The 19,046-nt window shown below is 73.9% G+C and carries 15 protein-coding genes; 9 read left to right on the top strand and 6 right to left on the bottom strand.

The annotated features are described in order from the left end of the window. Window positions 1-2: 2 nt before the first annotated feature. Together ACIP9H_RS22960 and ACIP9H_RS22955 are read right to left on the bottom strand one after the other, a co-directional pair. Window positions 3-1,340: an ABC transporter substrate-binding protein gene (locus ACIP9H_RS22960; RefSeq protein WP_401590565.1), complete on the bottom strand. Its 1,338-nt coding sequence runs from the start codon at window positions 1,338-1,340 to the stop codon at window positions 3-5. Window positions 1,341-1,559: 219 nt separating this feature from the next. Continuing rightward, window positions 1,560-2,837: an ABC transporter substrate-binding protein gene (locus tag ACIP9H_RS22955; protein WP_401960461.1), complete on the bottom strand. Its 1,278-nt coding sequence runs from the start codon at window positions 2,835-2,837 to the stop codon at window positions 1,560-1,562. A gap of 170 nt (window positions 2,838-3,007) precedes the next feature. Between ACIP9H_RS22955 and ACIP9H_RS22950 the strand changes: the two genes are divergently transcribed. From ACIP9H_RS22950 to ACIP9H_RS22930, 5 genes are all read left to right on the top strand, one after another. Further along, window positions 3,008-3,514 (top strand): PadR family transcriptional regulator, encoded by a 507-nt coding sequence (locus ACIP9H_RS22950; RefSeq protein WP_360899707.1) that lies wholly within the window; start codon window positions 3,008-3,010, stop codon window positions 3,512-3,514. Continuing rightward, complete coding sequence (locus ACIP9H_RS22945) at window positions 3,511-4,287, top strand: ABC transporter ATP-binding protein (protein WP_401590560.1); 777 nt, start codon at window positions 3,511-3,513, stop codon at window positions 4,285-4,287. The genes ACIP9H_RS22950 and ACIP9H_RS22945 overlap by 4 nt, the downstream gene beginning before the upstream one ends. A gap of 5 nt (window positions 4,288-4,292) precedes the next feature. Next, window positions 4,293-6,602, top strand: coding sequence for an FtsX-like permease family protein (locus tag ACIP9H_RS22940; RefSeq protein WP_401590557.1), 2,310 nt, complete (start codon window positions 4,293-4,295; stop codon window positions 6,600-6,602). 186 nt (window positions 6,603-6,788) lie between these two features. Next, on the top strand, window positions 6,789-7,874 hold the full coding sequence (locus tag ACIP9H_RS22935; RefSeq protein ID WP_401960457.1) for an S-(hydroxymethyl)mycothiol dehydrogenase: 1,086 nt from the start codon (window positions 6,789-6,791) through the stop codon (window positions 7,872-7,874). Next, window positions 7,874-8,503 (top strand): MBL fold metallo-hydrolase, encoded by a 630-nt coding sequence (locus tag ACIP9H_RS22930; RefSeq protein WP_401960454.1) that lies wholly within the window; start codon window positions 7,874-7,876, stop codon window positions 8,501-8,503. Before ACIP9H_RS22935 ends, ACIP9H_RS22930 begins: the two co-directional genes overlap by 1 nt. Window positions 8,504-8,564: 61 nt before the next feature. On the opposite strand, the gene ACIP9H_RS22925 is transcribed toward ACIP9H_RS22930, so the two are convergent. Next, window positions 8,565-9,509 (bottom strand): D-2-hydroxyacid dehydrogenase family protein, encoded by a 945-nt coding sequence (locus ACIP9H_RS22925; protein WP_401960452.1) that lies wholly within the window; start codon window positions 9,507-9,509, stop codon window positions 8,565-8,567. 90 nt (window positions 9,510-9,599) lie between these two features. After that, the gene (locus ACIP9H_RS22920; protein ID WP_401960449.1) at window positions 9,600-12,548 is read right to left on the bottom strand and encodes a SpoIIE family protein phosphatase; all 2,949 of its coding nucleotides are present in this window, start codon (window positions 12,546-12,548) and stop codon (window positions 9,600-9,602) included. A gap of 158 nt (window positions 12,549-12,706) precedes the next feature. Between ACIP9H_RS22920 and ACIP9H_RS22915 the strand changes: the two genes are divergently transcribed. The 3 genes from ACIP9H_RS22915 (at window position 12,707) to ACIP9H_RS22905 (ending at window position 14,987) form a co-directional block, all read left to right on the top strand. After that, entirely contained in the window at window positions 12,707-13,156 is a 450-nt protein-coding gene (locus tag ACIP9H_RS22915) for an RrF2 family transcriptional regulator (protein ID WP_401590544.1), read from the top strand. A gap of 95 nt (window positions 13,157-13,251) precedes the next feature. Continuing rightward, window positions 13,252-14,451 (top strand): globin domain-containing protein, encoded by a 1,200-nt coding sequence (locus ACIP9H_RS22910; RefSeq protein WP_401960446.1) that lies wholly within the window; start codon window positions 13,252-13,254, stop codon window positions 14,449-14,451. Between the two features lie 17 nt (window positions 14,452-14,468). After that, window positions 14,469-14,987 (top strand): NUDIX domain-containing protein, encoded by a 519-nt coding sequence (locus ACIP9H_RS22905; RefSeq protein ID WP_401960443.1) that lies wholly within the window; start codon window positions 14,469-14,471, stop codon window positions 14,985-14,987. 137 nt (window positions 14,988-15,124) lie between these two features. Here the strand turns inward: ACIP9H_RS22905 and ACIP9H_RS22900 are convergent, their stop codons facing one another. Both ACIP9H_RS22900 and ACIP9H_RS22895 read right to left on the bottom strand, forming a co-directional pair. Beyond that, window positions 15,125-16,954, bottom strand: a complete 1,830-nt coding sequence (locus ACIP9H_RS22900; RefSeq protein WP_401960440.1) for an AMP-dependent synthetase/ligase — start codon at window positions 16,952-16,954, stop codon at window positions 15,125-15,127. Window positions 16,955-17,158: 204 nt separating this feature from the next. Beyond that, window positions 17,159-18,148, bottom strand: coding sequence for an alpha/beta fold hydrolase (locus tag ACIP9H_RS22895; protein WP_401590534.1), 990 nt, complete (start codon window positions 18,146-18,148; stop codon window positions 17,159-17,161). A gap of 230 nt (window positions 18,149-18,378) precedes the next feature. Between ACIP9H_RS22895 and panD the strand changes: the two genes are divergently transcribed. After that, the gene (gene panD / locus ACIP9H_RS22890) at window positions 18,379-18,801 is read left to right on the top strand and encodes an aspartate 1-decarboxylase (RefSeq protein ID WP_401590532.1); all 423 of its coding nucleotides are present in this window, start codon (window positions 18,379-18,381) and stop codon (window positions 18,799-18,801) included. The last annotated feature ends 245 nt before the right edge of the window (window positions 18,802-19,046 follow it).

The following is a 19,046-nucleotide window of genomic DNA, read 5'->3' as shown; positions in this document are numbered from 1 at the left end:
CCTCAGCCCTGGTAGGCCTTGGCGGCCGCGGCCTCGAGCTTCGCCGCGGTGGCCTTGGGGTCCTTCGGGTCGGCCAGGAAGTCCTGGAGGATCTTCCACTCGCCCTTGCCGGGCGTGCCGCCGAAGGCGGGAGGGGTCTGGTCGGACATGTCGAAGCGCACCGTGTCCCCGGCGCCGACGAGGGACTTGGCCGTCTCGCGCGTGGTGTCGTCGGCGTAGGCGGCCGGGTCGAGCTTCTGGTTGGGCGACAGGTAGCCGCCCGCCTTGGCCCAGATCGCCGCGGCCTCGGGGGTCGCCAGGTACTCCAGCAGCTTCATCCCGGCCTTGGTGTTCTTGCCGGACTTCAGCGCCACCGCGGCGTCGCCGCCGCCGACCACCGGCGCGGGACCGCCGTCGACGGAGGGGAACGGGAAGAACTTGGCGTCCTCGCCGACCGTGCGGCCGAGGTCCCCGGAGACGACGCCGCCGACGAAGTCGCCCTCGTAGACCATGCCGGCCTTCTGGGTCTTGCCGAAGACCTGGGCGACGGAGTCGGGGAAGCTGGTGGCCAGGGCGCCCTTGCGGCCGCCCGCGATGAGGTCGTCCTTGCCGAACACCTTCGCCAGGGTGCCGAGCGCCTTGACCACGGTCGGGTCGGTCCACGGGATCTGGTGCTGCGTCAGCTTGTCGTAGTTCTCCGGGCCCGCCTGCGAGAGGTAGACGTTCTCGAACCAGTCGGTGAGCGTCCAGCCGTCCGAGCCGCCCACGGCGAAGGCCGGCAGACCCGAGTCGGAGATCGCGCCGGCGGCGTCCAGCAGCTCCTGGAAGGTCTTCGGCGGCTGCACGCCGGCGGTGTCCAGCGCCTGCGGGCTGTACCAGACGGTCGACTTGTCGGAGGCCTTGAAGTACAGGCCGTAGTAGGTGCCGTCGACGGTGCCGAACGTCTGCCAGACCTTGGCGAAGTTCTGCTCCGCGGCGCTCTTCACGGCCGGGGACAGCGGCAGCAGCCAGCCCTTGCCCGCGAACTGCTGGACCACACCGGGCTGCGGGGCCATGGCGACGTCGGGCGAGTCGCCGCCCTCGATCTTGCTGCCCAGCACCGTGGCGAAGTTGTCGCCGGTGGACACGTAGGCGACCTTCGCCCCGGTCTTCGCGGTGAAGCCGTCCAGGACCTTCTGGAAGTTCTTCTGCTCCGTGCCGGTCCACACGGCGGCGACCGTCACCGTCTGGCCCTTGAGCTCCTGACCGCCCGAACCCTTGCCGGCGCCGGAGTCGGAGGCGGCCTTCGTGTCGCCGCCGCAGGCGGTGGTCGTGAGGGCCAGACCGCACAGTGCGGTGGCCACGACGAGCGTGCGCTTCATCGGGACGGTGTCCTCTCCTCGGTGGAACGGCGCATGAACGGACACGGCACGCCGCGTCAACTGGCCGGTTATGCATGCATGTTAGGTATCTGTTTCCAGGAGATGTCAATGGAGCTGCCAAAAACAGCGTGCAGTGCGGGGTTTTGTCAGGAAAGGTGCAAGACGTACGGCGGGAGGGACGTCAACTCGCTACTTAACAAGTAACTATGGCGAGGAGGTTCAGCCGCCCCGTACGATCTCCCGCAGCTCGCGGTCCAGCCGCGCCACCGCCTGCCCCGGCGTCGTGTGCTGCGCCAGCGCGTCCCGGCTGACCGCCGCGACCGCCAGGCTCACCTGCTCGTAACGCGCGCTCTTCGGACGCGGCTTGGCCGCCCGCACGCTCTGCTCCAGCACCGGCAGGTACGGATAGCGTCGCACCAGCACCGGGTCCCGGTACAGGTCCGCCCACACCGGCGGCAGCGAACCCTCGGTGAGCACCTGGCGCTGCACGGACTCACCCGTCATGTACGCCATCAGATCGGCCGCCGTGCGCGGATGCCGCGCGTGGGTGCTGACCGCGAGGTTGGACCCGCCGAGCACACTGGAGCCCGGACCGCCGGGGCCCGGCAGCGGCACCGCGCCGAACCGGCCGGCCACCTTCGAGTCAGGGTCCGACGCCAGGTCGTACACGTACGGCCAGTTGCGCAGGAAGAGCAACTCGCCGTCCTGGAAGGCGCGCCGGGACTCCTCCTCCTTGAACCGCAGGGCAGCACGCGGGATCCAGCCCTCGCGCACCCCGCGCACGAGGAAGTCCAGCCCCTCCCGCGCCGCCGCCGAGTCGACGGTGACACGGGTGCCCTCGCCGCCGAGGATGCCGCCGCCCGCCGACTGCACGGCCTCGGTGACATTGACCGTCAGCCCCTCGTACGGCAGGAACTGCCCGGCGTAGCCGCCGATCCGGTACTTCGGCGCGAGCGTCTCCGCCTCGTCCTCCAACTGCGCCCAGGTGCGCGGCGGGGCCAGGTGCTCCCGGTCGAGGATGTCCTTGCGGTAGTACAGCAGCCCGGCGTTGGTCACGTACGGCACCGCGTAGAGCCGCCCGTGGAACGTCGCGGTGTCCACCACCGACGGCAGCAGCCGGTCCAGCGGCAGCCCGCGCGGGTCGACCGGCGCGATCCAGCCCGCGCCCGCGAACTCCGATGTCCACGCCACGTCGATGTTGAGCACGTCGAAGCGGTCGCTGCCGGACCGCAGGCTGTCCGCCATCTGCGCGTGCACCTCGTCGGCGGCCTCCGGCAGCTCCACCAGGGTGGCCCGCTCCAGCGGGTGGGCGCGGTTCCAGCCGTCCAGGACGTGCTGGAGGTACCCGGTCAGATCCCGGCCGGTGGCCAGCGTCACCGGCCCGCGGCCGCCCTCGCCGGGCGGCCCGTCGGCGGCACGCGCGCCCGCGCCCCCGTACCCGGTCGCCAGCAGCGTGGCGACGAGCAGCGTTCTTCCCGCGGCCCGCGCCCAGCGCATCCGATCCTCCAGGTCCCGCCCCGGTGCGACGTCGTCGTCGTCCGAAGGGCCATGTATACCTGTTGGACATGCGCGATACTAGCCATTGCGGCAATATGGCCTGCTCGACGACGGGCCGGGGCAACTGCGGCCCCTAACAGGCAGGTAGCCGGGGAGGAGGCGGGACGAGCGTGCGCCTTCCCCTCATGGCACTGCTCGCCAAGGGGCCCGCCCACGGCTACGAGCTCAAGACCGAGCTCGAGAAGGTCTTCGGCGCCGCCTATCCCCAGCCGAACATCGGCCAGATCTACGTGACACTGGCCCGCCTGGAGAAGTCGGGACTGATCCGGGGCGAGGACGTCACGCAGTCCGGCCGGCCCAACAAGCGGATCTACGAACTCACCGACGCCGGGCGGGAGGCGGTCTCCGCCTGGTTCGAGGAGCCGTCCAGCGAGCCCCGGGTGCGCGACGAGTTCTTCATGAAGCTCGCCCTCGCCCCCGCCACGGGAATGGCCGACCAGGTCTCCCTGATCAACAAGCAGCGCCGCCACTACCTCAACCTGATGCGGGCCATGTCGCGGCTCGCCTCGGCGGAGGACCGGGACAACCGCATCGCGCAACTGCTCATCGAGGGCGCGACCCTGCATCTGCAGGCCGACCTCGACTGGCTGGAGCGCTGCCAGGAGGAGCTGGAATGAGACGGGCCGAACCGCCCCTCCCGCAGGCGTCCCACATGCTCCGGGTCGAGGGACTGGTCAAGACGCACCGCGTGGACGGCAACGAGGTCAGGGCGGTGCGCGGGGTCGACCTGGAGGTCCGGCCCGGCGAGTTCGTCGCCGTCACCGGGCCGTCGGGCGCGGGCAAGTCGACCCTGCTGCATCTGCTCGGCGGGCTGGAGCGGCCCGACCGCGGGCGGATATGGCTGGACGGGCAGCGGGTCGACCAGCTCAGCGAGGCGCGCTGGGCGGTGCTGCGGCGGCGCGGCGTCGGCATCGTCTTCCAGTTCTTCAACCTCGTCTCCACCCTCACCGTGGCCGACAACATCGAACTGCCCGCCCTGCTGGCCGGCCGCTCGCCGCGCCAGGTACGCGCCGCCCGGCAGGAGCTGCTGGCCGAACTCGGCCTGGAGGGCAAGGAGGACAGCACCCCCGCCGACCTCTCCGGCGGCGAGCAGCAGCGCGTCGCCCTCGCCCGTGCCCTGGTCAACCGCCCGGCGCTGCTGCTGGCCGACGAGCCCACCGGCAGCCTGGACAGCAGGGGCAGCCGGGAGGTGCTGCGGCTGCTCGCCCGCTGCCACGAACGCGGCCAGACCATCCTGCTGGTCACCCACGACGCCAAGGTGGCCAGCGCCGCGGACCGGGTGATCAGCCTCTTCGACGGCCGGATCGTCGACGACGTCGTCCTCGACGCCCCGTCGGCCGCCGCCCGTCCCTCCCGCGCCGCCGCCGACGTCGTGAAGCTGCAGGGCTGACCGCCGTGCGCGCCACCGTCCGCTGGGCCCTCGCCGATCTGCGCACGCACCGCGGGCAGGCCCTGTCCATCGTCCTGGCCACCACGGGGATCACCGTGGCGCTGCTGCTGTCGGTCGCGCTGCTGGTCTACGCGGCCAACCCCTGGCAGCGGATGTTCGCCGCCACGCAGGGCGCGCACGTGTGGCTGCGCACCGACGGCACGGCCACCGGCACCGCCTCGCTGTCCCGGCTGGACGGCGTGACCGGCGTCTCCGGCCCCTACCGCACGCTCACCGTCACCGCCCAGCACGGCCGGGAGAAGGCCGCCCTGGACCTGCGTGCCGCCGGCCCGACCCCGCCGGAGGTGGGCCGGCCGCTGCTGGACCGCGGCCGCTGGCTCGACGGCGGCGCCGGCGACGGGGTGGTGCTGGAACGGTCGGTGGCCACCGCGCTGTGGGCCGAGCCCGGGGACGAGATCACCGTCACCGGCGGCGGACGGCGCGGCACCGTGCGGGTGGTGGGCGTCGCGGAGACCGCCGAGCCGCACTACACGCCGGGTGACGGGCCGGGCACCGGCTGGGCCTCCTCCGCGCTGGTCGGCGCGCTCGGCCCGGGCGCCGGACGCCCCGGGGAGACGGTCGGGCTGCGGCTCGCCGACCCCGCCGACACGGCCTTCGTCGTGCAACGGGCTGTCACCGCCGTGGGCTCGGACCATGTGCTGACGGTCTCCACCTGGCGCGAGGCGCGCGCCGACGCCGAGGGCGACAACCACCTTCTCGGGCTGCTGCTCGGGCTGTTCGGCCTCGCCGCGCTGCTGGCCGCGGCGATCGCGGTGACCGGCGGCATCGGCACCCGTGTGCTGGCCTACGTGCGCGACATCGCGGTGCTCAAGGCCGTCGGCTTCACCCCGGCGCAGGTCGTGCGGATGTTCCTGGTCCAGCATGCCGTGCTCGCCACCGCCGGGGTGCTGCTCGGCGCGGTGGCGGCGGAGACCCTGGCACCGGGCATCCCCGGCCCGATGGGCGAGGCCGTGGCACTGTGGCGGGGGCTGCCGCAGCACACCTGGGCGCTGCCCGGCACGGCCGCGGCGACCGTGCTGGTCATCGCCCTGGCCACCGTGCTCGCCGCGTGGCGGGCCGGCCAGGTGCCGCCGATTCCCGCCGCGCGCGGGGCCGTTCCCGGGCGGCGGCGGATGTCGGGTGCGGCCAGGGCCGCGCTGCGGCTGCGCACCCCGCCCGCCCTCGTCCTGGGCTGCCGCGGGGTGCTGCACCGTCCGCTGCGCTCCGCGGTCGCGGTCGCCCGGCTCGCGCTGCCGGTACTGATGATCACCGTCGCGCTGGGGACCTGGGCCACCCTGGACCGGTTCGAGCGCCACCCCGAACAGGTCGGCCAGGCCGGGGCGTTGACCGCCCGGCCGAACGGGCTGACCGACGCGGCCGCGCGCCGGCTGCTGGCCGCGGACCCGGCGGTCGGCGCCGTCCACCCGGGCGCGGAACTCACCGCGCTGGCGCCCGGCCAGTCGCAGTCCGTCACGCTGCGCGGCATCGGCACCGCCGCGGACCCCTACCCGTTCGCCGTCGTCGAGGGCCGCCGCCCCACCGGGCCGGACGAGGCCGTCGCGGGGCAGGGACTGCTCGACGCGCTGCACGCGGGCGTCGGCCAGTGGGTGCGGGTGACGGTCGGCGGGACCCCGCACATCCTGCACATCGTCGGGCGCAGCATCGAGACCGCGCACGGCGGCCGGGTGATCTCGGCGCCGCTGGACGTGCTGCGCGCCCAGGACGACACGATCCGCCCGGAGTACTACAGCCTGGCCCTGCGGCCGGGCGCGGACCGGACGTCGGTGCGCACCCGGCTGTCGGAGGCCTCGGGCGGCGCGCTGGAGGTCCGCGAGGTCGCCGGCCCCGGCGCCGAACTCTCCCCGGTGCGGGGGGTCGTCATCGGCCTGGTGACCGTGCTGGCGCTGATCGCGCTGGCCGAGCTCTCCACGGCGGTCGGCACCGGCATCCGCGACCACGCCCGCGACATGCGCGCCTACCGCGCGGTGGGCCTGACGCCCCAGCAGACCGTGGCGACGGTGGTGACGGGCATCGGGCTGACCGCGCTGACGGCCGCGGTCGCCGGTGTCACGGCCGGGGTGTACGCGTCGGACTGGCTGATCGACCTCCAGGGCCGCTCCAGCGGCGTCGGCGCGGGCATCGCCCAGTCGCCGCCGTGGACCGCGCTCCTGCTGGTCGGCTTCGTGTGCGTGGCGGTCGCCGTGACGGCCGCGCTCCTCCCGGCCGCCCGCGCGGCGGGCGACCGGAGTGCGCGGCTGCTGCTGCACACCGGCTGAGGGGCGAACACCCCGCCGTGCGGCGCCCACCGGGAAGATCCCTGGTAAGAATGGACGCGGCCGGCCGGGCTGTGCGGTCCTTGACCGCCCTGTCCGCGGTCGCCGATGCTTGCGGTGCGATATGCGCGTTGTGTGCCGCGTCGAGAAACGTCCGTCCCAGGATCAGCAGCAGCCGAGGAGTGCCCCATGGCCCACCAGGTCCGTGCCGTCGTCGCCCGGGAGAAGGGTTCCCCCGTCAGCCTGGAAACGATCGTCGTGCCCGACCCGGGGCCGGGCGAGGCGCTGGTCCGCGTCCAGGCGTGCGGGGTGTGCCACACCGACCTGCACTACCGCGAGGGCGGCATCAACGACGACTTCCCCTTCCTCCTCGGCCACGAGGCGGCCGGTGTCGTGGAGTCCGTCGGCGAGGGCGTGACCGACGTGGCCCCCGGCGACTTCGTCGTCCTCAACTGGCGCGCGGTCTGTGGCCAGTGCCGCGCCTGTCTGCGCGGCCGCCCCTGGTACTGCTTCAACACCCACAACGCCAAGCAGAAGATGACCCTGCTGGACGGCACCGAGCTGTCCCCGGCTCTGGGCATCGGCGCCTTCGCCGAGAAGACCCTGGTCCACGCGGGTCAGTGCACCAAGGTCGACCCCGCCGCCAGCCCGGCCGTCGCCGGACTGCTCGGCTGCGGCGTCATGGCCGGCTTCGGCGCCGCAATCAACACCGGCGCCGTCGGCCGCGGGGACAGCGTCGCCGTCATCGGCTGCGGCGGCGTCGGCGGTGCGGCCGTCATGGGCGCGCGGCTGGCGGGCGCGTCGAAGATCATCGCCGTCGACATCGACGTGCGGAAGCTGGAGACGGCCAGGAAGCTCGGGGCCACCCACACCGTCAACTCCAAGGAGACCGACCCGGTCGAGGCGATCCGCGAGCTGACCGGCGGCTTCGGCGCCGACGTCGTCATCGAGGCGGTCGGCCGCCCCGAGACGTACAAGCAGGCGTTCTACGCCCGCGACCTGGCCGGCACCGTCGTGCTGGTCGGCGTCCCCACCCCGGAGATGAAGCTGGAGCTCCCGCTGCTGGACGTCTTCGGCCGCGGCGGCGCCCTGAAGTCCTCGTGGTACGGCGACTGCCTGCCCTCCCGCGACTTCCCCATGCTGATCGACCTGTACCAGCAGGGCCGGCTCGACCTGGCGGCCTTCGTCACCGAGACCATCGCCCTGGAAGAGGTGGAGAAGGCGTTCGAGCGCATGCACGGCGGCGACGTCCTGCGTTCGGTGGTGGTCCTCTGATGGCCGCCCGCGTGGACCACCTCGTCACCTCCGGCACGTTCTCCCTCGACGGCGGCACCTGGGACGTCGACAACAACGTCTGGATCGTCGGCGACGACAGCGAGGCGATCGTCATCGACGCCGCCCACGACGCCGAGGCCATCGCCCGCGCGCTCGGCGGACGGCGCCTGCTCGCCATCGTCAGCACCCATGCGCACAACGACCACATCGACGCGGCACCCGCGCTCGCGTCGCTGACGGGGGCACCGGTCCTGCTGCACGGCGACGACCTGCCGCTGTGGAAGCACACCCACCCCGACCGCGCCCCCGACGGCGAGTTGACGGACGGTCAGGAGATCGCCGTCGCCGGCACCGGCCTCACCGTCCTGCACACCCCGGGCCACGCCCCGGGCGCCGTCTGCCTGTACGCGCCCGGGCTCGGCACGGTCTTCACCGGCGACACCCTCTTCCAGGGCGGCCCGGGTGCCACCGGGCGGTCCTTCTCGGACTTCCCCACCATCGTCGACTCGATCCGCGACCGCCTGCTGACGCTGCCGCCGGAGACGGTCGTCCGCACCGGGCACGGGGACAGCACGACGATCGGCGCGGAGGCACCGCATCTCGACGAGTGGATCGCCCGCGGCCACTGAACCGCACACGGCGGGGGAGGACCGGTCGCCGGTCTTCCCCCGAGCCGTGTCCCGCCCGCTGTCAGGACGTCAGCACCCGCAGCGGCGTCCCGTCGCGGAAGGCCGCGATGTTCTCGGCGGCCTGACGGTAGAAGACGTCGTACGTGGCCTCCGTGACATAGCCGAGGTGCGGGGTGAGCAGGGTGTTGCGCAGGGTGCGCAGCTCGTCCCGCGGGGGCAGCGGCTCGGTGTCGTACACGTCCAGCGCCGCGCCCGCGATCCGGCCCTCGCGCAGCGCGGCGACCAGCGCGGGAGTGTCGACGAGCGGACCGCGGGAGGTGTTCACCAGCAGTGCGGACGGCTTCATCCGGGCCAGTTCCGCTGCACCGACCAGGCCCGTGCTGCGCTCGCTCAGCTTGTAGTGGACGGTGACGACGTCGGAGGCCGAGAACAGCTCCGCCTTGTCCACCGCCACGGCGCCGTGCTCGGCCGCCCGGTCCGGGTCGAGGTGGGTGCTCCACGCCAGCACCCGCATGCCGAAGGCACTGCCGATCGCCGCGACACGCGCCCCGAGCCGGCCGAGGCCCACGACGCCGAGGGTGCGGCCGTACAGGTCCCCGCCGATGCTGTGCTGCCACTCGCCGCGCCGCATCCCGGCCGCCTCCTGGTGGATGTGCCGGGTGAGCGACAGAATCAGCCCCCACGTCAGCTCCGCCGTGGCGTGCGAGGGGCTGTCGGTGCCGCAGACCGTCACCCCGTGCCGCCGGGCCGCCTCCAGGTCGATGGACGCGTTGGCCATGCCCGTCGTCACCAGCAGCCGCAGCGCGGGCAGCGCCGCGAAGCGCTCGGCGGTGAACGGGGTGCGCTCCCGCATGGCCACCACGACGTCGAACCCGTCCAGCGCCGCGGCCAGCGCCTCGGTGGTGTCGAGGTGGTCCTGGCGGAAGACGACCTCCGCGCCCAGGGCCTTCCAGTCGGCGAAGCGGTGGGCCGCCCTCTGGTAGTCGTCCAGCACTGCGATGCGCATCGCTCGGCTCCTTGGCTCGGGACCGGTGCTGCGCCGGCCGGTTCTTGATCGCTGCCGCCGAGGGTAATCCGCCCGGTCGCGCCGCCCGCCTCAGGGTTCGCGCAGCGCGTCCGGAGCCGGGATCGCCTGCTCGGTCCAGATGCTCTTCCCGTACGGGGTGTAGCGGGTGCCCCACCGCAGGCAGAGCGCGGCGACCAGCTGCAGCCCGCGGCCGCCCTCGTCGCTGGGGGCGGCGTGCCGGATGCGCGGGGTGGTGAGGCTGCCGTCCGAAACCTCGCACACCAGGGACCGGCTGCGGATCAGCCGCAGCACCACCGGCCCGCGCGCGTGCCGGACGACGTTGCCGACCAGCTCGCTGGCGATCAGTTCCGTGGTGGTGACCAGGTCGTCGAGGCCCCACCGCTCCAGCTGCCGCCGCACGTGGTCGCGGGCCTCGCCGGCGGCGACCGGGTCCTCGGGCAGCGACCACGAGGCCATGTCCCCGGGGGCCAGCGCGTGGGTGCGGGCGATCAGCAGCGCCGCGTCGTCGCCGGCGTGCCCCTTGCCGATGTCGAGGGCCGCGGAGACCTCCTCGCACAGCCGCTCCAGACGGTCCACCTCCTCCCGCCGCTCGTCGTGCCGGCCGCCGCCGGACTGGGCGGGCGCCTGCGCGAGGGCCCCGGTCAGGGCAGCGGCGAGCTCGGCCATGCCGGTGTCGATGTCCCGCTGCGAGGACTCGACCAGGCCGTCGGAGTACAGGGCCAGCAGACTCCGGTCCGGCACTGCGAACTCCACGAGGGCGAAGGGCGGGGTGGCCGCCCCCAGCGGGGGGTCGGGCGGGCCGCCGACGAAGTGGACGGTGCCGTCGGGACGGACCAGCGCGGGCGGCGGATGGCCCGCCCGCGTCAGGGCGCAGCGCCCCGCCGCGGGGTCGTACACGGCGTACAGGCAGGTCGCGTAGAAGTCGTCGCCGAGATCGCTGACCAGGTCGTTGAGATGCGCCATCAGCTCGTCCGGCGGCAGTTCGAGACCCGCCAGGGTGTGCACGGCGGTGCGCAGCCGGCCCATCGTGACGGCCTCGGAGATCCCGTGGCCCATCACGTCGCCGATGACCAGCGCGGTGCGGTCGGCGGAGAGCGGGATGACGTCGTACCAGTCGCCGCCGGCCGTCGTCCCCTCGGTGGCCGGCAGGTAGCGCGCGGCGGCAGTGACCGCGGGCAGCACCGGCAGCGTACGGGGGAGCAGGCCGCGCTGCAGTTCCTGGGCCCTGCCGTGCTCGGCGTCGTACAGCCGGGCGCGCTCCAGCGCCTGGGCGATCAGCCCGGCGAGCGCGGTGAGCAGGGTCCGCTCCTCCTCGGCGAAGGGGCGCGGCTCGGAGAAGGAGACGACGCAGCAGCCGACCGGCTTGCCGGAGACGATCAGCGGCAGGAACGCCCAGGCGTGCTTCTGCGCCCACTCGCGCAGTTCGGCACGGGCCGGGTAGAGGGAGTCGTACTCGCGGGCCGAGGTGATGTAGAGCGGCACCCGGCCGCGGAGGGCGTCGGCGCCGGGGGTTCCGGGGTCGAGCCGCTCCAGTCCGGTGCGCCGCAGGAGGTCCGGGGGGTAGCCCACGAAGCCGACGGCGTGCAGGAGGTCGCCCTCCAGGGTCTGCACGATCAGCCCGGTCGCGTCGAACAGCGGCAGCACGCGCTCGGCGACGGCGTGCACGACGTCGTTCACGGTCACCGCCTCGGCGAGCGCCGTGGTCAGCCGTCCGATGTGCGCGGCGCGGTCGGCGGCGGCCTGCGCGGCCTTGGCCCGCGCCTCCTCGGCCCGGCGCTGCTCGGACACGTCGGTGAGGTAGACGGTCAGTCCGTCGGGCACGGGCATCACCCGCACCCGGTACCTGCGGTGCGCGCCGTCCCAGGCGATGTCGCCGCTGACCGGGTGCCCGGAGTCGGCGGCCTCCCGGCAGCGGGCCTCCAGCCCCGAGGGGCGGACCCCGGGCAGGTCCCACAGGATCCGGCCGCCGGTCCTGCCGTGGACGCCGAGCAGCCGCTCGGCCTGGGCGTTGGCGAAGACGATCCGCCCGTCCGGGGCGAGGGCGAGGAAGCCGTCGCTCATGTGCCGCAGCGCGCGTCCCACGGTGTCCATCGCGACCCTGGTCTCGGTGCTGTCCCACAGCACCCCGCGCAGCAGCAGCGGCCTGCCGTCGTCGCCGTGCACGCTGCGCCCGCGCGCCTGGACCCAGCGGAAGCCGCCGTCGGGGCGCCGGACCCGGTACTCGGAGGCGTAGCCGCCGACCGCCCGGGCGGCGTCCTCGGCGTCGGCGATCACCCAGGGCAGGTCCTCGGGGTGGACGAGTTCCACCCAGGTCTCGATACGCCCGTCGTACATGTCGGGGGACATGCCGAAGACGTGCTGGGCGGTGTCGTCGAGGAAGGCCTCGCCCGTGCGGACGTTCCACTCCCAGGTGCCCACGCCCACGTCGGTGGCGGTGCTGGGGAGCCGGGTGCCGGGCCTGCGTTCGGCCAGCCGCCAGCGCTCGCGCGACTCGGCCGGTTCGGGACGCCCGAGCCGGTCGGCCACCCAGGCCGCGACCCGTTCGAGCAGGTCCCACTGGCTGTCGGTGGGCGGCAGATCGCCGGTCGTCACCACGGACAGCGCGCCGAGCGGACCCTCGGGGCCGGGCAGCGGGACCGCCGCGACGCCGGAGCGGGGCGGGAGGGGGCCGGGGGTCACCGCGGTCGTGGGCAGCCACAGCCGGGTGTTCTCCGCGGTGGCCCGGCCGGGTGCGGTGCGGTCGTGGTCGGCGAGGTAGACCCAGCCGCGGGTGAGATTGCGGGGGAGCCCGATGCTGGTGGCCAGTCGCAGCGGGATCCCGCCGCGGGCCTGCCGTCCGCGCAGGTGCACCAGCCCGCCCAGCCCTGCCAGGGCGCCCACCGCCTGTTGCAGCCCCAGCCGCAGCGCATCGCGTTCGCCCTGGTCGTCGCCCGTGGACAGGAGCAGCCGCAGCCTGTCCTCTCCGGGCTGCTCCGATGGCGCTCGCGGTTCCTGGGCGGAGGCTTCGTTCGGGATCATGCCCTCATTCCGTCGGATGTTCCTCCGGAGGCCAACATAGCGCCGAGCGCGCGCGCCGTCAGTGCGAGGCCGCCGTGCGCGGCGGGGCTCGTGTGACATGGGCCGCAGCAGGCCCGCCTTAACTTGAATCTCAGATGCGCATTATCTAGCCTCGACGTATGCGCCTCACCAAGTCCACCGACCTCGCGCTCCGCGCGGTGATGGCCCTCGCCGTCAAGGGCGAGCCGTCCACCGCGCGGGACGTCGCCGACGCGGTACGGGTCCCGTACTCGCACCTCGCCAAGGTCGTGGCCCGGCTCCAGCACCTCGGGATGGTCGAGACCCGGCGCGGCCGCGGCGGGGGCCTGACCCTCACCGCCGCCGGGCGCACGGCCTCGATCGGCGCCCTGGTGCGGGAGCTGGAGGGGGCCGGGGACGTGGTGGACTGCGAGGGGGAGGTGCCGTGCCCGCTGGCCGGCGCCTGCCGGCTGCGCGGGGCGCTGCGCCGCGCGCAGGAGGCCTTCTACGCCTCCCTCGACCCGCTCACGGTCGAGGACCTGACGGCCGCGCCGACGGGGCCGCTCCTGGTCGGGCTGGTCGGGCGGGGTCCGTCCGGTCCCGGCGCCTGAGGCGGTCCGTTCCGCGTCCCCTTCGCCGATGCACCGAGGGCGGGCCTTCGCGCGCCTTTTAATGCGAATGTCATATGCCTATTAAGGAGCCGTCCATGCTCAGCGAGAAGTCCGCCACGATCGTCCGCGCCACCCTGCCCGCCGTCGGCGCGGCGATCAACGAGATCTCCGAGCGCTTCTACGACCGGCTCTTCACCGCCCACCCCGAGCTGCTGCGCGACCTGTTCAACCGCGGCAACCAGGCCGACGGCACCCAGCGGCAGGCGCTCGCGGCGGCCATCGCCCACTTCGCCACCGCCCTCGTCGAGCACCCCGAGCAGCGGCCGGACGCCATGCTGGCCCGCATCGCGCACAAGCACGCCTCCCTCGGCATCAGCCCCGGCCAGTACGAGGTCGTCCACACGCACCTGTTCGCCGGCATCGCCGAGGTCCTGGGCGACGCCGTCACCGAGGAGGTCGCGGCCGCCTGGGGCGAGGTCTACTGGCTCATGGCGAACGCCCTCATCGCCATCGAGGAGCGCCTGTACGCCGAGAAGGGCGTCCTCCTCGGCGACACCTGGCGGCCGTGGGAGGTCGTCGAGCGGGTCCGCGAGACCGAGGACGTCGTCACCTTCCGGGTGCGCCCCGCCGACGGCCGCCCCCTGCCCGACTTCGGACCCGGCCAGTACGTGTCCGTGCGCGTCGAACTCCCCGACGGCGCCCGGCAGATCCGCCAGTACAGCCTGTCCGGGGCCCCGGGCGAGGCCACCCGCCGGTTCAGCGTCAAGCGGGTGCGCGGTGACGCCGGCAACCCCGCGGGCGAGGTCTCGGGGCACCTCCACGACCACGTGGCCGAGGGCGCGCGGCTCGAACTGTCCGCCCCCTACGGCGACGTCGTCCTGCGCGACGAGGGCGCCCCGCTGCTGCTGGCGTCCGCCGGCATCGGCTGCACCCCGATGCTCGCGATGCTCCACCGGCTCGCCGGGACCGGCTACGAGGCGCCCGTCGCCGTCGTCCACGGCGACCGCTCGCCGGCCGACCACGCACTGGCCGACGACCACCGCGCCCTGACCGGCAAGCTGCCCCGGGGCAGCGCCCACTTCTGGTACGAGGACCTCCAGGGGGCCCTGTCCGGGGACCGGAGCGGCCGGGTGGACCTCGGCGACGTCCCGCTGCCCGACGGGCTCCAGGCATACCTCTGCGGCCCGCTGCCGTTCCTGCGCGCCGTCCGCACCCAGCTGCTGGAGCGCGGAGTCCCCGCCTCCGCCGTGCACTACGAGGTCTTCGGCCCCGACCTGTGGCTGGGCCGGGACTGACCGGCCAGACTGGTCGGATGACAGCAGCGGGGAAGGCCGGCGGCAAGGCGGTCAAGCGCAGCGCGGGAATCCTGCTCTTCCGCGGCACCCCGGGCCCCGGGCCCGAGGTGCTGCTGGGGCACATGGGCGGCCCCTTCTGGGCGTCGAAGGACGCCGGGGGATGGACCATCCCCAAGGGCGAGTACGAGCCGGACGAGACCGCCGAGGCGGCCGCCCGGCGCGAGTTCCTGGAGGAGCTGGGCCTGCCCGTCCCGGACGGCGAGCTGCTGCCGCTGGGGGAGACCACCCAGCCCAACGGCAAGATCGTCACTATCTGGGCCCTGGAGGGCGACCTCGACACCGCCCTCGTCGTACCCGGCACCTTCACCATGGAGTGGCCCCGGGGCTCGGGGAACCTCCGGGAGTTCCCCGAGGTCGACCGCGCCGAGTGGTTCCCCCTCGACGTGGCCGCCGACCGCATCCTGCCCGCGCAGCGCACCTTCCTCGACCGGCTCGGCGGGTTCCTCGCGGGGGACGGCGGGGCCGTCGTCATCTGAGCTCCGCCGGTCGCGGTGCGTCGCGGGGCGGGGAGTCGGCCCGCGGCCGGTCGGGCTGCCCGGACCACGCGACGACGCGGCGTGGGGTCCCGGCGGTGGTGCCGGGTCCGGCCCGGCCACGCGCGGCCGGGGAAGCCTCAAAGATCCCCGCCCGGGCCCCCATTGCCGCGCTGGGAGGAGTAGATCGACTCGATCTGCGTCGCGTACTCGCGCAGGATCGCCTCCCGGCGCAGCTTCAGGGACGGCGTGAGCAGTCCGTTGGCCACGGAGAACTCCTCCGGCAGGACGCGGAACGCGCGGATGGACTCGGCGCGCGAGACGGCGGCGTTGGCGACCGACACCGCGCGCTGGAGCTCGGCCCGCAAGTCGCGCTCGGCCATGTTCGCCCCGAATTGCGCGGCGTCCCGGTCCAGCGTGATCAGCGCGGCGATGAACGGGCGGTTGTCGCCGATGACGACGCACTGCGAGACGAACGGGTGCGCCCGCAGCCGCTCCTCCAGCACCAGCGGGGCGACGCTCTTCCCGCTGCTGGTGATGATGATGTCCTTCTTGCGCCCGGTGATCGTGAGATAGCCGTCCGGGTCGAGCCGCCCCACGTCGCCGGTGGCCATCCAGCCGCCGGGCCGCCAGACGGCCTGGTTCGCCGCCGGGTTGGCGTGGTACCCGGCGAAGACCGTGCTCCCGCGCACCAGCACCTCGCCGTCCGGGGCGATCCGCACGCTGCAGCCCGGCAGGGCGCGGCCCACCGTGCCGAAGCGCACCCGGCCCAGCGGCTGGGCGGTGACGGCCGCCGTCGTCTCGGTCAGCCCGTAGCCGTCGTAGATCGTCAGCCCCGCGCCCGCGAACAGCAGGGCCAGCTCGCGGCTGAGCGGGGAGCCGCCGGAGACGGTGTAGTGCACCCGGCCGCCCAGGATCTCGCGGATGCGGCTGTAGACCATGCGCTCGAAGGCCGAGTGCGCGGCCCGCAGCAGCGGACCGGGGCCGGGCCCGCCGTCCACGGCGTGCCGCTCCACGGCCTCGGCCCAGCGCACGGCGACGTCGGCGGCCCGGTCGAACAGCTGCGCCTTGCCGGCCCCCTCGGCGGCCCGGCGGGCCCCCTGGAGGACCTTCTCGAAGATGTACGGGACGGCCAGGACGATCGTCGGCCGGAAGGTCGCGAACGCCGGCAGCAAGGCGCGCGGGGACAGGTCCGGCTGATGGCCCAGCAGCACACCGCCGCGCAGTGCGCAGACCGAGATCATCAGGCCGTAGATGTGCGACATGGGGAGGAAGGCCAGGACCGACGGCCGCCGCCCGGGCGGCGCGAACAGGGAGCCGTAGCCCGCCAGCAGGGTGTCGCACTCGGCGGCCAGGTTGGCGTGCGTGATCAGGCAGCCCTTGGGCGGCCCGGTGGTGCCCGAGGTGTACGCCACGACCGCGACCGACTGCGGCTCCACCTCCCAGCGGCGCTGCTCCACCAGCACCGAGGGAACCGCCCCGCCGAGTGCCCCGAGCCACCGCACGCAGTCCGCGTTGAGCTGCCAGATGCGGCGCAGCGCGGGCAGGGTGCCGATGACGGCGCCCACGGTCATGGCGTGGTCCTCGTGCTCCACCACGACGGCCACGGCCCCGGAGTCGGCGAGGATCCAGCGGACCTGCTCGGCCGACGACGTCGGGTAGACCGGCACGATCCGTGCGCCCACCGACCAGAGGGCGTAGGCGAACAGCGTCCACTCGTACCGGGTCCTGGCCATCACCGCGACCGGGTCGCCGAACCTGATCCCCTCGGCGAGCAGCCCCTTCGCGAGGTCGACCACCTCGTCGCGGAAGCCGGCCGCGGAGACCTCGTGCCAGACCTGGCCGTCCGGTGCGTCGCGCCGGGCGAGGGCGGACGCGCCGGGCCGCTTCCAGGCCGCCTCGTAGACCGATTCCGCCAGTCCCCCCGACCGCAGCGGCTCCGCCAGGGGCGGAAGGCCGAATTCGCGCAAGGTGCCCCCTTCCCCGAGCCCGTGCCACGCCGCACCCGGATCCGGCGTGGACGGAAGATATCCGGCCAATGGGCCACCTGCCTAGAGGTGGGGCGGAAGCGGCGGTCCCGGTGCGAAGGGGGAACCTCCGGTCGGCGCGGACGTCCGACCGGGGGGCCACCCGGCGGGGGCCGGGGGCCCCGGCCCCCGCGCCCCGACGCCGCCTCAGGCGGGCAGCCCGTCCAACCAGTCGGTCAGGATCCGGTTGACCTCGTCCGGCCGTTCCTGCTGGACCCAGTGGCCGCAGTCGTCGAGGAGGTGGGAGGCGGCCAGGCCGGGCAGGGTGTCGGGGAAGGCGCTGATGGCGTCGGCCAGCCACGCGACGGAGGCGTCCTGGGCACCGGCGACGAAGAGCGACGGCTGGACGAGGGGAGCGCCGTCGAAGGCGGCGAGGTCCTCCCAGTCGCGGTCCATGTTCCGGTAGCGGTTCAGCGCCCCGGTCGTCCCGGTTCGCTCGAACTCCCCGGCGCAGACGTCGAGCCCTTCCTCGCCGAGCCACGCCGGAAGCGGTCCGGCGGGAAACCGGTCGCGGAGCGTGCCGCCGCTGCCGACGAAGTACGGGCTCGCGGCACCCGGCGGCGGCATGGTGCCGGCGGACAGCGCCGCGTAGAAGCCGGCCAGCCAGCCCCGTACGTCGGGTTCGATCTCGGCCTCCGCGCGGCCCGGCTCCTGGAAGTACGAGACGTAGAACTCCTCCTGCCCGGCGTCCCCGCCCATCCGCGCGAAGACCTCGGCGGGCCGTGGTCCGCCGCGTGGGGTGTAGGGGACGCCGAGCATGCCCACCGCGCGGAAGACGTCCGGTTCGGCCAGCGCGGAGTTGGCGGCGATGGCCGAACCCCAGTCGTGGCCGACCACCACGGCGCTCTCCTCGCCCAAAGCCCGTACCACCGCCACGTTGTCGGCCACCAGGTCGAGCATCCGGTAGGCCGCCACGGCGTCCGGCCGGGAGGACCGGCCGTAGCCGCGGACGTCGACGGCGACCGCGCGGTACCCGGCCGCCGCGAGTGCCGGCAACTGGTGGCGCCAGGAGTACCAGCCCTCCGGGAAGCCGTGCACGAGCAGCACCAGCGGCCCCTCGCCCTGCTCCACGAGATGGGTCCGGCCCGCCGGCGACGGGACCAGACGATGCCTTGCGGAACCGCCCTGTTGCGTCATACATCCTCCACGACCACTGATCCGGAATGTCCTGGCACGCGGCCCTTCGGCCGTTGCGTGCCCAGGGCCGATCATGTGCGGAGTCCCGTGCGGCGGGCGAGTTTTCTTGCCGTTCCCGCAAGAGAAGGGGCGCGGGGGGCGCCCGCTGACCGGTGCCCGCTCCGGCGTACCATGGGAGCGCCCTTGACCTGCAATCACGCGGGCAGGGAGCCGAGTCCGGGAGTATCGCGATGCTGCGCACCATGTTCAAGTCCAAGATCCACCGTGCCACGGTGACCGAGGCCGATCTCCACTATGTCGGATCCGTCACCATTGACGCCGAGTTGATGGAGGCCGCGGACCTTCTCCCCGGTGAGCTCGTCCACATCGTCGATGTCACCAACGGTGCACGGCTGGAGACCTACGTCATCGAGGGCCGGCGCGGTTCCGGGGTCATCGGGATCAACGGTGCCGCTGCCCATCTGGTGCACCCGGGCGATCTGGTGATCCTCATCAGCTACGCGCAGGTGGACGACGCGGAGGCCCGTGACCTGCGGCCCAAGGTCGTTCATGTCGACACGGGCAACCGCGTGGTGGGCCTCGGGGACGACCTCGCGGAGCCCGTTCCGGGGGGTGGCGCCACGGCGAGTCCGCACGTGGCGTATGGGGCCTGAGGGGGTCATGTGAAGGCTGTGCTATTGTCCGCTCAACTTCGAGGTATCCGTCTCGGTACAGCCCGTGACCACGGGCGGTACACCGGTGGGGGAGCACGGCCGGCGGCCGTACCCGCACAGCACGCCTCGGGCCTGACGTACCAGCAGCTCTCCGTGCCCCGGTGAACCGGCTGGGCGCACACGGAATCCTCGTGCCCGGGCCCGGACACCGCCATCCGCGTGAGCGGGTGGCGGAGCACCGTTTT

This window comes from Streptomyces sp. NPDC088732 (assembly GCF_044751205.1).
In the GTDB taxonomy this organism is placed as follows: Bacteria; Actinomycetota; Actinomycetes; order Streptomycetales; family Streptomycetaceae; genus Actinacidiphila.
Note: the sequence above shows the minus strand (reverse complement) of the source record. Positions and strands in the feature narration are given on the sequence as shown.

Bases quoted from the DNA above. Each gene is read 5' to 3' on its own strand.
- ACIP9H_RS22920 (WP_401960449.1), bottom strand. From the start codon at position 12,548: ATGATCCCGAACGAAGCCTCCGCCCAGGAACCGCGAGCGCCATCGGAG.
- ACIP9H_RS22905 (WP_401960443.1), top strand. From the start codon at position 14,469: ATGACAGCAGCGGGGAAGGCCGGCGGCAAGGCGGTCAAGCGCAGCGCG.
- ACIP9H_RS22930 (WP_401960454.1), top strand. From the start codon at position 7,874: ATGGCCGCCCGCGTGGACCACCTCGTCACCTCCGGCACGTTCTCCCTC.
- ACIP9H_RS22935 (WP_401960457.1), top strand. From the start codon at position 6,789: ATGGCCCACCAGGTCCGTGCCGTCGTCGCCCGGGAGAAGGGTTCCCCC.
- ACIP9H_RS22925 (WP_401960452.1), bottom strand. From the start codon at position 9,509: ATGCGCATCGCAGTGCTGGACGACTACCAGAGGGCGGCCCACCGCTTC.
- panD (WP_401590532.1), top strand. From the start codon at position 18,379: ATGCTGCGCACCATGTTCAAGTCCAAGATCCACCGTGCCACGGTGACC.
- ACIP9H_RS22910 (WP_401960446.1), top strand. From the start codon at position 13,252: ATGCTCAGCGAGAAGTCCGCCACGATCGTCCGCGCCACCCTGCCCGCC.
- ACIP9H_RS22915 (WP_401590544.1), top strand. From the start codon at position 12,707: ATGCGCCTCACCAAGTCCACCGACCTCGCGCTCCGCGCGGTGATGGCC.
- ACIP9H_RS22960 (WP_401590565.1), bottom strand. From the start codon at position 1,340: ATGAAGCGCACGCTCGTCGTGGCCACCGCACTGTGCGGTCTGGCCCTC.
- ACIP9H_RS22955 (WP_401960461.1), bottom strand. From the start codon at position 2,837: ATGCGCTGGGCGCGGGCCGCGGGAAGAACGCTGCTCGTCGCCACGCTG.
- ACIP9H_RS22895 (WP_401590534.1), bottom strand. From the start codon at position 18,148: ATGACGCAACAGGGCGGTTCCGCAAGGCATCGTCTGGTCCCGTCGCCG.
- ACIP9H_RS22945 (WP_401590560.1), top strand. From the start codon at position 3,511: ATGAGACGGGCCGAACCGCCCCTCCCGCAGGCGTCCCACATGCTCCGG.